The following is a 13,854-nucleotide window of genomic DNA, read 5'->3' on the forward strand; positions in this document are numbered from 1 at the left end:
ATAAAATAGACTAAACCATTGGAACGGCAATTGTATCACCTGCGTAAGCCCCATCTTTGAGCTTTACTACTACTTCTTCGAAAGCGGCAATAGTTTCAGCCACATCTTTCAAGGTATGTACCGCCGTTGGTATCAGACGAAGCATTATTCTGTCTTTGGGAATAACAGGATAAGCTACCACAGAGCAGAAAATATTGTAATTTTCCCGCAAATCCATTGCCATTTTAGTGGCTTCCCCTTTGCCACCTTGGAAAAATACAGGCGTAACAGGTGAAACTGTTCTGCCAATATTAAAGCCTTTTTCTTTCAAACCATTTTGAAGTGCATTGACAATTTTCCATAGGTTTTCACGCAATTCGGGGCGGGTTTGTAAGAGTTCCAAACGTTTCAAAGCACCTTCTACAAGCACCATAGGCAAGGTTTTGGCAAAAATTTGCGAACGCATATTATAGCGAAGGAAATCGCAAACTTGGGCATCGGCGGCTAAAAATGCCCCAATACTTGCCATAGATTTGGCAAAAGTAGAAAAATAAATATCAATGCCGTCTTGTACGCCTTGATGCTCGCCTGTACCTGCACCTGTTTTGCCCATTGTACCAAAGCCGTGGGCATCATCAACCATTAGGCGGAACTCATATTTCTTTTTGAGGGCAACAATTTCTTTCAAATTACCCGTAGTACCTTCCATTCCGAAAACTCCCTCGGTAATTACCAAAATAGAGCCACCTGTTTGCTCAATGATACGAGTTGCTCTTTGGAGTTGCTTTTCCAAAGACTCCATATCGTTATGAGGATAAACGAAACGCTTACCCAAGTGCAAACGTACTCCATCAATGATACAAGCGTGAGAAAGTGAATCATAAACAATTACGTCGTGGCGAGTCATTAGGGCGTCAATTGCCGACATAATACCCTGATAACCATAATTGAGCAAAACTACATCTTCTTTGCCTACAAATTTGGCAAGACGTTTTTCCAGTTCTTCGTGTAAATCCGAGTTGCCCGACATCATTCTTGCCCCCATAGGATAAGCAAGCCCCCATTTAGCGGCAGATTCGGCATCGGCTTTACGTACTTCGGGGTGATTGGCAAGCCCCAGATAGTTGTTTAAGCTCCAAGTAAGCACTTCTTTGCCTCTGAATTTCATTCTTGGAGCTATTTCGCCTTCTAATTTAGGAAACGTAAAATACCCGTGAGCCTCTTTGGAATGTTGCCCAAGAGGTCCTCTATCTTTCAGCAAACGTTCAAATAAATCCACAGCAGTAAAAATTTTTAGTGAAAAACCACGCAAAATTACAAAAATTTTGCACAAATCATTCTTTTATGCAAAATTTTGTTTTTGTCTTTTCGCTTTTTATATTTGCAATTGCAAATAAAATAATAACATTATGCAAAAAATAAATTTATTATTCGCTCTGATATTATTAGTTTTTGCAAGCAAAGCTCAAACTCGATTGGGTCTGAGAGCAGGTCTGAATTTTGCTAATATGAGTCCAAAAATTGGAGCGGCGTTCGGCTCCGATGTAAAAGTAGGTTTTCACATAGGAGGAGCGGTTAATGTAGGCTTGGGAGATAAAATGTTTTTTCAACCTACTTTACTATTAAGTTCAAAAGGTAGCAAATCATCTAGTTTTATCGGAACAGCTACTATCAATCCCTTGTATTTGGAATTGCCTTTGAACTTATTGTATAAAATAACAGATATAGAAGGTGTAGGAGTAAATTTCCTTCTGGGTCCTTATGTTGCTGCGGGTATTGGGGGAAATATAAAACATAAGTCAGGCGGTGGGAGTATAACTGAGCCTATTAAATGGGGGCAGCATAACACTGATGATATAAGACCTATTGATTATGGCATAAATATCGGAGCTGGTATAGAATACAATAATATTCAGCTAAATTTGCAGTATGGTATTGGCATAGCAAATATTGACCCAAGAGGGAATACAAATAGCAGCTACGTTTATAGAAATTCTACATTTGCACTTGCTTTGGGTTATTTCTTCGGAGGAAAGTAAATAACCTCATTTTACTATTAAGCAAATTTGATTGTTATTGATAGTTCAAATTCGCAAGTGTCTATTTTTTTACAAAACAACTCTCATCACTAAAAAAGCTTATTCTGTTTTTTCAAAAAACTTTAAGTATAACAAATATAAGTAGTACTACTTTTTTATTACCTAAAAATATTGATAAATGGCTTCTATTTTTAGTAAAATCGTAGCAGGTGAAATTCCTTGCCACAAAATTGCTGAAAGCGAACACTATTTGGCATTTTTGGATATATTTCCTGTTGCCAAAGGACATACACTTGTAATCCCTAAAAAAGAAATTGACTATATTTTTGATTTGGACGATGAAACCCTTGCGGGTTTGCACATTTTTGCCAAAAAAGTAGCTTTAGCTATTCAGAAAGCTGTACCCTGCGAAAGAATTGGCGTAGCAGTAGTGGGCTTGGAAGTTCCTCACGCACACGTACATCTTATTCCTATCAATAGTATGGCAGATATGAATTTTGCCAACAAAAGAGCCGTTTCACAAGAAGAACTTGCCCAAGTAGCAGAAACTATTCGCAAGTTTTGGAACAATTAAACCCAAAAATTATGGTACTATTAGATTTTGAACAACCTATTGCCGAATTGGAAGCTAAAATATTAGAAATGAAACAACTTGCCGAAAATAGCAAGGTAGATTTGAGTTCGGCGATTGCGGCAGTAGAAGAGCAACTCATCAACTTAAAAAAAGAAACCTATCAAAATCTTACACGTTGGCAACGCGTGCAACTTTCTCGCCACCCCGAACGTCCCTATTCTTTGGATTACATTGAAAATATGTGCGAAGAGTTCATAGAACTACACGGCGACCGAAACGTAGGCGATGATAAAGCGATGATTGGAGGGTTTGGCAGAATTGGTGAGCAGACTATAATGTTCATTGGGCAACAAAAGGGCAGAAACACCAAACAACGTCAGTACCGAAACTTTGGTATGCCTAACCCCGAAGGTTATCGCAAAGCCTTACGCCTGATGAAACTCGCTGAAAAGTTCAAAAAACCGATAGTTACTTTCATTGATACGCCCGGTGCTTTTCCGGGTATTGAAGCCGAAGAGCGAGGACAAGGTGAAGCCATTGCCCGAAACTTAAAAGAAATGATGATGCTGAATGTTCCTGTAATTTGTATCATTATTGGCGAAGGTGCTTCGGGGGGAGCTTTGGGTATTGGCATTGGCGACAAGGTGCTAATGTTGGAAAATACGTGGTATTCGGTAATTTCACCTGAAAGTTGTAGTTCTATTCTTTGGCGTAGTTGGGATTACAAAGAGCAAGCCGCCGAAGCATTAAGCCTTACAGCTTCGGATATGCTCAAGCATAAGCTCATAGATGGTATTATTGAAGAGCCTTTGGGGGGAGCTCATACCAACCCCCAAAAAATGTATGCTACGCTAAAAAAAGTGATTTTAGAAAATATTAAAAAACTTGAAAAAATTGACCCTGAAAAACGCATCGAACAACGTATTGAAAAATTCTGTAAAATGGGCGTAGTAGTAGAATAAGACTTTCGCAGAACTTTTTTTTCGGAAATCAGGGCTTCGTTATTAAGCGAAGCCTTTATTTTTAGCAAAAAACAAAATAATCTTGTAATTTTGAGTGCAACCCAATTCAGTAATGAAAACTCGTTTTGCAAACTTCATCAAGAAAATACTACTCATTGGTTTGGGAATTATTTCGGCGGGCTTTGGTCTGAAAGGTTTTCTGCTTCCTAATCAGTTCATTGATGGGGGAGTTACAGGAATTTCTATGCTGACAGCCAAATTTACCCCCCTTTCTTTGCCTATTTTGCTCATTCTTATCAATATTCCTTTTCTGGTTTTGAGCTTAAAGCAAATTGGCAAAAGTTTTACCATTAGCAGTGTGCTTGCCATTATAGGGCTGGCTTTTGCAGTGGCTTTTTTCCCTTATCCTACAATTACTTCCGATAAGTTGCTTGTAGCGGCTTTTGGGGGCTTTTTTTTAGGGGGAGGCATTGGTTTAGCCGTGAGAGGTGGGGCTGTTTTAGACGGAACAGAGGTTTTAGCAATATATTTAAGTAAAAAAACGGGGCTTACCGTCGGAGATGTTATCCTGATTTTCAATATCATTATTTTCTCAGTTGCCGCTTATCTTCTTTCCATTGAAACAGCTCTGTACGCTATTCTTACATACCTTGCCGCTTCACGCACCGTGGATTTTGTTCTGGAAGGCATTGAGGAATACACAGGGGTTACGATAATTTCACAACATAGTGAGGAAGTACGTTTTATGATAATTCACAAAATGGGCAGAGGCGTAACCATTTATCAAGGCAAAAGAGGCTACACGCCCAACAATACGCCCCCTGCTCCTATTGACGTGATTTTTACGGTGATTACACGTTTGGAAGTGGCTCGCTTGCAATCGGAAGTAGAACAAATTGACCCCGAAGCCTTTATTATTATGCATAGCATCAAAGATACGCGTGGCGGAATGATTAAAAAAAGACCTCATAAACATTAAAAACTTTGTAAGGTGCTTTTTTTGAAAACTAAAAAATATCAAGACCTTTCTGATGAAGCACTTTTGGCAGAGTTTCGCCAAAAGCAAGATATGAACTTACTTGGCATCTTGTATGAACGTTATATGACCCTCGTATATGGTCTGTGCCTTAAATATTTCAAAGAGCGTGAGCAAGCCAAAGATATGGTAATGCAGATTTTTGAAAAGCTCGCCCAAAAAATTCTGCAAAATAAAGTTACTCATTTCAAATCTTGGCTTTATGTACTGGCTCGGAATGAGTGTTTGATGGCACTTCGCAAGAAAAATCAAATCTTTTTACAAGAATTTTGGTTAGATAGTGATGATGAAAGTATGGAAAAATCCGCTTGGGGGCATCTTATTGATGAAGAACAAGAAAGTAACGAAAACGCTTTACAACTTTTGGAAAAAGGTTTGGAGGTGCTTTCTGATGAGCAAAAAGTTTGTATTAGATTATTTTATTTAGAAAAAAAGAGCTATCAAGAAATTTGTGAGCAAACAGGCTACGAAATGAGCAAAGTAAAAAGTTACATACAGAATGGTAAAAGAAACTTGCGAATTTTTATGGAAAAAAATGGCTTTCAGTACATTTGGATTGTATTTTTTTGGAATATTTTGTGAGAAAATCAATGAATAAAAAGAAAATACATAACGATTTTGAAAAAAAATTAGAGCAGTTTTGGCAAAAAGGCTTTAATGAGCAAGAAAAAGCAGATTTTGAGCAGTTTCTTGCAGAAAACCCTTTTGAACAAGAAGCCTTTGAGGGATTGCAAAATATTGATAAAACTGCCTTTGAAACTGATGCAGCAGAAATTAGGCGAAAATTACCTCAATACCGCAAAAAACCCCTTTCTTGGCAAGCTATTGCCGCTTCGGTAGCTGTTTTACTCGGAATTTTGGGTATTATTGTGTGGCTTTCACAAGAAATGAGTATGGAAACTCCTATCGCATTGCAGAAAAATGAAACACAAGCCTATCAGACAGAGAAAGCCTTCACGCCACAAAATACGGAAAAACAAAGTAGTTATGATGAGAAACAGAATTCTGTACAGAAAACGGAAACAAACAAGAATAAATCTTACGATATTCAAGAAAACCAATCTGCAAGAAGGGAAAATTACATAGAAGGAGCAAAAGCAGAGCCTTTGCCCGAAATCAAAGAAACCAAACCTGAAACACAACCAAAAACTGATGCTGAAACTTTACAAGATGCAGAGAAAAACATTCCTCAAAAACAAGAAAATAAAGAGGCGGAAGAATTACAATCTACTCTAATAGCAAGAGATGATAAAAAAGACAAGCAAGAAACAAGCGATAAAAAGCAGGCAGTTCGCCCACAGAAATTGAGAGCATATAAAGAAAATCGTGCTTTGAATATCCAACAAGATGAAGGACTGAATTCATCAGAAATTTGGCAAGCCAAAGTCTTAGAGGCTACTACGGGCAAGCCTTTGCAAGGGGTAATCGTTTTTTTAGATAAATCTCCTAACATTCAAATAAAAACAGATGCAGAAGGTAATTTTTCTTTGCAAGTCCCTTTGAATGAGAAAAATATTTTACATTTGCAAAAAGAAGGCTACAAATCTCTACAAGTAGAAATTCAGAACTTGTCCCTTAAAACCTTTTACCTAAAACCTGAAAAATAAAGTATGAAGTGGTTTTGGTTACTCTTGTGGAGTAGTATTACTTTTTCGCTTCAAGCACAAACTTTAGCCGAAGTTGAAAAGAAAATTTTAGAAAATACCCAAAAAGATACAAACTGGGTGCTTCTACTTGTCAAGGCAGGGGATTTACACGCCGATAACAGAAACTTTACAAAGGCTCACGAATATTTTCAGCAAGCAATTCAACATTCCCAGAAAATCAAATACACCAATGGGCTTATCAGAAGCTACTATTTTGAGGGCTTGGCTTATCGGAATGAGGGCAATTACAAACTTTCCGAAGAAAATCACCTCAAAGCTATTGCACTTGCCCAAAAGCAAAAAAATGAAGACCAATTGATGCGAAGTTACCTAAATTTGGGAAATACTTACCGAAATTTAGGCACTTATGATAAATCTTTGGATTGCTATCTGAAAAGCCTTGAATTATCTCAAAAACTTGGCAATAAACGTATTGAAGCCGCTAACTACAACAATATCGGGGAAATTTATCGTTTCCAAAACAATAGTGCTTGGGCATTAGAGTATTATGAAAAAGCCCTAAAAATTAGCCGTGAAATAAAAGACGAAAGACAAATAGCTTCCAATCTGAACAATATCGGAATTATTTACTTCCGAGAAAAAGAATTCTTGAAGGCGGAGGAATATCTGAAAGAAAGTTTAGCTTTGAGTGAAAAAATCAATAACAAGCGTTTGCAAATGCTCAATTATATCAATTTGGGCAATATTTTCCTCAAAAAATCAAAAGGATATGACGAAGGCATTGAAACAGCAATGAAATACCAAAATAATGCTATTTTGCTTGCAGAAGAGCTTAAAGACCAATACAACCTTTCTATTGCAAAACGCAATTTGGCAAGATGTTATATGTTGCAAAAAGATTATGCCAAAGCCGAAGAACTTATCAAAGAGGCTTTGTCTATTGCTGAAAAAATTGAGGCAAGAACTGAAAAAGCCAATGGATATTATGATATGATTTTACTGAAAATAAAGCAAGGAGCAAATATAAGAGATGTCGTAGAATATGAAATGCGTTATCAAGACGAGCTTAACACAATACAAAATGAAGAGCTAACCGCTACTATTGCCAAACTGCAAAATACTTACGAGTTTAAGCAAAAAGAGATAGAAAACAATCTGCTACGTAAAGAAAATGAAATCAAAAAATTGCAGATGATGGAGGCTGAAATGCTCCAAAAACAGCAAAGGCAAGAAAATGAGTTATTAGCTTCGCAGAATAATCTGCTTGAGATGGAAAATAAAATCAAAGAAAATGCCTTGGAAAAGGAGCGAATAATGAAAGAAGAAGCACGTATCAAGGCAGAAAAAGAGCGTAAAGAAAAAGAACTTCTCGAAAAAGATGCACTACTCAAAAAACAAACCCTTGAAAAACAAAGTTATCTGATAGTTGGGGTAGCAATTATTGCAATTCTAACGGCTTTGCTTGCATTAGGTTTGGGAAGGGCTTACTTCAATAGAAAACGTTTTGCTCAAACCCTCCAACTCAAAAATAAGGAAATAGAACAGCAAAAAGAAGAAATCCTCACCCAAAGAGATTTACTTGACGAACAAAACAAAGCCCTTGCTTATCAAAAAGAGGAAATACTGGCGAGTATTCGGTATGCTAAAAATATTCAAACGGCACTTCTGCCCAATCCAAAGCGAATTTTAAGCTATTTTAAGGATTTTTGGTCATTTTATCAGCCTCGTGATATTGTAAGTGGGGATTTTTACTATTTTATTGAGCGGAATGGCAAAGCCTTTTTGGCACTTGCCGATTGTACAGGACACGGTGTTCCGGGTGCTTTTATGAGCAGTCTGGGAATTGCTATTTTAGAAAACACGATTGTGGCTAAAAATATTACCCAAGCCGCTCAAATTTTGCAGGAGTTGGATTATACACTTTACAAATCCTTGAACCAAGAAGGAGAAAACCGCCAAAAAGACGGAATGGAAATCGCTTTGTGTGTTATTGATAAGAGCCAAAAGACTATTGAATTTGCAGGAGCTAATCGTCCTGCTGTTTTGGTTGTAGATGGCAAACACATACAAGAAATCAGCCCTGATAAACAAAGTATAGGAGGAGAGAGAGAAAATCTTGAACGGAATTTTTCCAGCCAAATAATTTGTTTCGAAAAAGATTGTAAAATTTATCTTTTTTCTGATGGTTATCAGGACCAATTTGGAAGTGAAAAAAACAGAAAAATGGGTAAAAAGAATTTTCAGGATATTTTGCTACAAGCCATAGAACTTCCCTTTGATAAACAAGCCACTTTTATACAAGAAAAATTTGAAACTTGGAAAGGGAAAAATGAACAAATTGATGATGTTTCTGTCATAGGAGCTTGGATAGTAGTCTAAAATTCAAAAGCCCTCAAAATTGAGGGCTTTGGTTTTTATTTTTTTCTTTTCTTTTTCTTACCAGTTTCTTCTTCGGCGGGTTGTTGGGCTTTATTCAAAAGTTCATCAATCATTTTTTCTCTCTCTTCCTGCCTACGCTTTTCCTCATTTACTTGTTTTTGTTTGTTTTCTTCATCAGATTTACGTTTTGCTCCTATTTCGGGTGTCCATACATCGTTATCGCCTGCAATATCGGGAAGTTTTTTGTCGGGGTCAATTTCGGCTTTTATTACTTTTTTGGTAGTAGGAGTGCGGATAGACTTTATATTGGTTTTTTGCCAAATTTCCACGGGCAAGTTCATACGTGTTTTTTTGCCGTCCTCTTCGGTTACTTCCAGAACCAAAGGCATTACATCGCCATTGTTTTTGATAACCACTACCGCTCCGTTTTTGAAATCATCTCTGAAAGGAGCTACGTGGGTAATTTCAAAATCTATTGTACCATTTCCATAAAACCAAGCCTTCCAGAACCAAGCAAGTTCCTCACCTGCGGCGTTATTCATAAAATTAAAAAAATCAAAAGGTTGAGGATGTTTGAAAGCCCAAGTTTTGATATAGCTACGGAAAGCGAAATCAAAACGTTCAGGTCCCAAAATGTATTCACGAAGTAAATACAACCCAATACCCGGTTTGTAGTAAGCTGTAATCCCCAAATTCCTATCTTGTACTACATCAGGATATGTGCTAATAGCCTCACGGCGAGGGTTGGTGAATATCATTGCAAACTGGCGTAAATTATCAAAATCTCTTTCGTTAAACTCTCCATTGTTGAACTCGCGAGTGCTGTAAATATTGATGAATGTATTAAATCCTTCGTCCATCCAAGGGTAAAGCCTTTCATTGTTCCCCACAATCATTGGGAACCAGTTGTGTCCAAATTCGTGGTCGGTAACGCCCCAAAGTCCTGCTCCTTTGGAACGATAACTGCAGAAGCTAAGTCCGGGATACTCCATACCACCAATGTTACCTGCAATATTGACCGCCGTAGGGTAGGGAAATTCATACCACATTTTAGAATAATGCTCAATAGCGGCTTTGGTATATTCCGTAGAACGTTCCCAACCTCCCCCTTTGGCGTTTCTATCAACACTTTCTTTGGTATAGCCTGAAATGGCAAGAATTTTCTTACCGCTTGGCAAATTGATACGAGCCGCATCTACAATAAAGGCTTCGGAAGCACCAAAGGCGGCATCGCGAGTATTTTCAATTTTATAGTGCCAAGTAATTTTGCTTTTTCCCGCAGGACGCGAAGCGGGAGTTCCTACTTCATTTTCAGCAATAATATCTACGGTTTTATCACTATTGCGAGCCTGCTCCCAACGTTTAAGTTGTTCGGCTGTCCAACATTCAGCAGGATTTTGCAATGCTCCCGACCCCAAAACTACCACACTTGCAGGAGCAGTAACTTTATACTCAATGTTTCCGTACTCCAAGTAAAACTCTCCTGAACCTAAATAAGGTTCTACGTTCCAGCCCTTGATGTCATCATACACGCACATACGTGGAAACCACTGAGCGATGTTGTATATCCAACCTTTTTCCATTTTGATGCGTCCTGTACGGTCAGCTCCGTACTCAGGAATGGTAAAAGAATAAGAGCCTTCTATATCAATTTTTCCACCTTTGGACTTCAGAGGGGCATCAAGGCGGATTTGCATACGAGAATCATCAACCACAAATTTAACGGGCTTTCCTGCGGCTTTGAGATTTTCAATGATATAGCCTTCAGTAGCATCGGAGCGGTTGCGGCTACCTTCAATGCTCTGTACCAAAGTACCACGCGAATCGGCTTTGAATTTGTTTTGGTCTAATTGTAGCCACAAGAAAGGCAGATTATCGGGCGAATTGTTGGTATAAGTAATTTTGAAAGCACCTTTGATTTGATGTTTTTCAGTATCTAATTCCACGTTCAAAACGTAATCGGCACGATTTTGCCAATAGGCTTCGCCGGGCATACCACTTGCCGAACGTGTTGGAGTAGCCCGAAAATCAAATACAGGTTCAAACTTAGACTGATTGTTTTGTAATTGAGCCATTGAAACTACCGCCCAAAAGCTCAATAGCAGACTGCATACTATTTTTTTCATTTCTTTTTAATTTGATTTTAAGAAAATTCAACGCAATATTAACGCTTTTCTTGCAAACTCATTGCAAAAATGAATTTTTTTTGTCTTTTTTTGTATCTTGCACAAAAAAATCAGCATTTTTATGAAAAAACTTTTGTATGTAATCGGCTTTTTTGTTTCTCTTTGTGCTTGGGGGCAAAACGAAGTAGTTTTGAAAAAATATTTTGACCTCACCAAAAACACCTACGATTCGCTTCAAATTTTGCAGAAACAATATTTACAAATCAAGTTTGAAACAGAGAAAGAAGCTCGCACTTTGTATGAGAAAAACACCGAAAGTTTGCGAAAAACCGCAGGGGCAGTGGATGCTCTCAATAAAAGTAGCTCGGCTCTGAAAGCCTCTCTTTCGGCTACGGAATACTTTTCAGCAGTTGCCGCCCTCAATAATCCGACCAATGAGGATTTAGGCTTTCGTTTAGAAAACGAAATTTTGAAAGTAGTTGATGAAAAAATACTCAAAAAAGCTAAGTTAGGTACAAAAAAAATCTCTCGTTTCCGCCAAATCGTTTCTAATATTATCAATAACCCGATAACTAACCTTATTACCAGCAATATCCCTGTGGTCAATTCTATTACTTCGGTTGTGAATTTGGTCAATCATACGATTATAGATGAGGATAGCGTAACCCCCGATGATTTGAAAATTTTTAATCAAGAAATTAAGCGTTATGTAGCTCACTATGAAAATTTAGCTCGTATTTCGGCAGATTTAGAAAAACAAAGTGGAGAGTTTCATATTAAAATTGAGGCAGTAGAAAGTTTGCTCAATGATTTTGTCAAAAACGCTTCCGCTGACCTTTTTCCCGAAGCTAAAAGTTTAGAAAACCAAAGTACCAACGACCTCATCCGCAATTATTTCAACTATGCTAAAATTGATGCTCTCATCAAAAGTATTGAGAAAAAATACACCCAAGCAGGTAAAATTGATTATGTAAGGATTTTTGAAGATGGTAGGGTGCATTATTCTATTGTAGGCAGGCAAAAACTGGATTTTTTGGGTGATGAAATCAGCCGAATTTCAGATGAGTATCTGAATTCTTTGGAAAATTACCATAAAAATCTGATAGAAACCTTGCAAAAAGCAAACGAACTTTCTACTGATAAAACCAAAATCGCTCAAAAAATTGAAAGCCTGAACAAACAATATAAAAATCTGCGTAGCAGTTTTGAGCAAAACTTAGACCTCAAAACTATGCGTAGCCGTATTGCAGAAGTGCCTAAATATTGAGAAATTTGCAAAAAAGTGATAAAAAATATGGATTTCATCAACAAAGTGTTCTTTAAATCAAGTAAAAGAATGACAGAATTACCTGATAATTCTGTGCATCTGATAGTTACCTCGCCCCCTTATTTCAATATAAAAGATTATGCAAAAAATGGTTATCAGACGGAAAACCACTCTCACAAAAAACAAGAAGATTTAGGGGCATTGGAAAGTTATGAAGAGTATCAAGAAAATTTGTTAGAAGTGTGGCAAGAATGCGAAAGGGTACTGAAACCTAATGGCAAATTAGTTATCAATACGCCTCTAATGCCTATGAAAAAAGCCGATTATGATACGCATTACAACCGACATATTTTTGATATAAAGCAGATTTGCAGTATCTTATCACTCGTAAAACAGAACTTTTTTTAATGGATTTATACATTTGGAATAGAACTAATCCGACTAAAAAGTTGATGTTTGGTAGTTACCCTTACCCGAGAAATTTTTATGCCCAAAATACAATAGAATTTATTGCCGTATATGTAAAAGATGGTAAACCTGAACCAGTTAGCGAAGAGAAAAAACAGCAAAGTATTTTATCAGAAAAAGAATGGATAGAATTCACCAAACAGATTTGGGATATTCCTATTCCTAACAAAAGTGATGTTGCCTTTGGAAAGCACTCAGCTCTTACGCCTGAAGAAATTCCTTATCGGTGTATCAGAATGTTTAGTTTTGTAGGAGATATTGTTTTAGATCCTTTTGCAGGTTCAGGTACAACCTTGAAAGTAGCTAAACAACTTAATAGAAATTTTGTTGGCTATGAGCTATATGAAAGTTATGAACCTATTATTGAAACCAAATTATTTCATAATGTTTTAGTGTAATGCTTCCTATCAATCAAATATATTGTCTTGATTACAAGGACTTTTTGTCTCAAATTGATGAAAACACTATTGATTTGGCTGTTATAGACCCGCCCTATAACTTAAAAGTTGCTGAGTGGGACTCTTTTGGCTCTTTGAATGACTTTTTGGGCTTTACCTTTGATTGGATTGATAGACTTCTACCAAAACTAAAACCTACTGCAAGTTTATACATATTCAATACACCATTCAATTGTGCGTATATTTTGCAATATTTAGTGGGCAAAGGGTTATTATTTCGCAACTGGATTACTTGGGACAAGCGAGATGGCTTTTCGGCAAGCAAAAAAAAGTACAATAACGCCCAAGAAACTATTTTGTTTTTTACGAAATCTCACTCATACACTTTCAATACAGAAGCCATCAGAGTACCTTATGACTCGCAAGAGCGAATAAAACACGCTATAAAAAAAGGTATTCTCAAAAATGGCAAACGTTGGTTTCCTAATCCCAATGGGAAGCTATGTACAGATGTTTGGCACATTGCCAGTGAGAGACATAAACAAAAACAAAACGGAAAAACTATCAAAATGCCCCACGCAACCCCTAAACCTATGGAAATGATACAAAGAATTATCAGAGCAAGTAGTAATGAAAACGATTTGATATTAGATTGCTTTGTAGGTTTAGGTACCACTGCTGTTGCCTCTTACTTGCTAAAAAGAAATTTTATTTGTGCTGATAAAAATCACGAATATGTACATTACGCCCAAGAATATCTATCTAAAACTATGCAGCTATGCCCAATGAATTCAGAGCTTACCTTTTGAGCAGAATACAAAAGGACAATTACAGAGGCTATCATCTTTCACAACATAACCGACTACCTTTTGATAAAGTGTCTAATATTTTGAAAAAAATTTATGAGGTTGCTCAAAACCAAAAATTTAGAATTCATATAGGAGATGATAAAGGACAAGAACAAGAGGGTTGCGAAATTTATTATCAAATTGTTGAAAACTTGAAAACGTAAATAGGAC

General features: G+C 37.0%; 14 protein-coding genes. 12 read left to right on the forward strand and 2 right to left on the reverse strand.

Going from position 1 to position 13,854, the window contains the following annotated elements; all coding sequences use genetic code 11:
- Positions 1-10: 10 nt before the first annotated feature.
- Entirely contained in the window at positions 11-1,258 is a 1,248-nt protein-coding gene (locus tag Rain11_RS02575; protein WP_101357818.1) for an aminotransferase class I/II-fold pyridoxal phosphate-dependent enzyme, read from the reverse strand.
- A gap of 130 nt (positions 1,259-1,388) precedes the next feature.
- Here Rain11_RS02575 and Rain11_RS02580 point away from each other — a divergent pair, with 130 nt between their 5' ends.
- The 7 genes from Rain11_RS02580 (at position 1,389) to Rain11_RS02610 (ending at position 8,576) form a co-directional block, all read left to right on the forward strand.
- Entirely contained in the window at positions 1,389-2,018 is a 630-nt protein-coding gene (locus Rain11_RS02580) for an outer membrane beta-barrel protein (protein WP_101357770.1), read from the forward strand.
- A 178-nt stretch (positions 2,019-2,196) separates the two neighbouring features.
- Entirely contained in the window at positions 2,197-2,592 is a 396-nt protein-coding gene (locus tag Rain11_RS02585; protein ID WP_101357771.1) for an HIT family protein, read from the forward strand.
- A gap of 11 nt (positions 2,593-2,603) precedes the next feature.
- The gene (locus tag Rain11_RS02590) at positions 2,604-3,554 is read left to right on the forward strand and encodes an acetyl-CoA carboxylase carboxyltransferase subunit alpha (RefSeq protein WP_207764410.1); all 951 of its coding nucleotides are present in this window, start codon (positions 2,604-2,606) and stop codon (positions 3,552-3,554) included.
- A 112-nt stretch (positions 3,555-3,666) separates the two neighbouring features.
- A complete protein-coding gene (locus Rain11_RS02595; protein ID WP_101357820.1) occupies positions 3,667-4,533 on the forward strand; it encodes a YitT family protein in 867 nt (288 codons plus the stop codon).
- A gap of 12 nt (positions 4,534-4,545) precedes the next feature.
- The gene (locus Rain11_RS02600) at positions 4,546-5,172 is read left to right on the forward strand and encodes an RNA polymerase sigma factor (RefSeq protein ID WP_243390531.1); all 627 of its coding nucleotides are present in this window, start codon (positions 4,546-4,548) and stop codon (positions 5,170-5,172) included.
- Between the two features lie 8 nt (positions 5,173-5,180).
- A complete protein-coding gene (locus Rain11_RS02605; RefSeq protein WP_133121475.1) occupies positions 5,181-6,197 on the forward strand; it encodes a carboxypeptidase-like regulatory domain-containing protein in 1,017 nt (338 codons plus the stop codon).
- 3 nt (positions 6,198-6,200) lie between these two features.
- Positions 6,201-8,576, forward strand: coding sequence for a tetratricopeptide repeat protein (locus tag Rain11_RS02610; RefSeq protein ID WP_101357773.1), 2,376 nt, complete (start codon positions 6,201-6,203; stop codon positions 8,574-8,576).
- A gap of 35 nt (positions 8,577-8,611) precedes the next feature.
- Here the strand turns inward: Rain11_RS02610 and Rain11_RS02615 are convergent, their stop codons facing one another.
- Positions 8,612-10,702, reverse strand: a complete 2,091-nt coding sequence (locus tag Rain11_RS02615) for a M1 family metallopeptidase (protein WP_165778058.1) — start codon at positions 10,700-10,702, stop codon at positions 8,612-8,614.
- Between the two features lie 121 nt (positions 10,703-10,823).
- Between Rain11_RS02615 and Rain11_RS02620 the strand changes: the two genes are divergently transcribed.
- From Rain11_RS02620 to Rain11_RS02635, 5 genes are all read left to right on the forward strand, one after another.
- Positions 10,824-11,969: a hypothetical protein gene (locus Rain11_RS02620; protein WP_133121476.1), complete on the forward strand. Its 1,146-nt coding sequence runs from the start codon at positions 10,824-10,826 to the stop codon at positions 11,967-11,969.
- Positions 11,970-12,038: 69 nt separating this feature from the next.
- A complete protein-coding gene (locus Rain11_RS14125; protein WP_207764411.1) occupies positions 12,039-12,377 on the forward strand; it encodes a DNA methyltransferase in 339 nt (112 codons plus the stop codon).
- A complete protein-coding gene (locus tag Rain11_RS14130; RefSeq protein ID WP_207764412.1) occupies positions 12,377-12,835 on the forward strand; it encodes a site-specific DNA-methyltransferase in 459 nt (152 codons plus the stop codon). Before Rain11_RS14125 ends, Rain11_RS14130 begins: the two co-directional genes overlap by 1 nt.
- Positions 12,835-13,644, forward strand: coding sequence for a DNA-methyltransferase (locus Rain11_RS02630; protein WP_101357775.1), 810 nt, complete (start codon positions 12,835-12,837; stop codon positions 13,642-13,644). Before Rain11_RS14130 ends, Rain11_RS02630 begins: the two co-directional genes overlap by 1 nt.
- A complete protein-coding gene (locus tag Rain11_RS02635; RefSeq protein ID WP_101357776.1) occupies positions 13,614-13,847 on the forward strand; it encodes a hypothetical protein in 234 nt (77 codons plus the stop codon). The genes Rain11_RS02630 and Rain11_RS02635 overlap by 31 nt, the downstream gene beginning before the upstream one ends.
- Positions 13,848-13,854: the final 7 nt, after the last annotated feature.

Source organism: Raineya orbicola (assembly GCF_002843425.1).
GTDB lineage: Bacteria > Bacteroidota > Bacteroidia > Cytophagales > Thermonemataceae > Raineya > Raineya orbicola.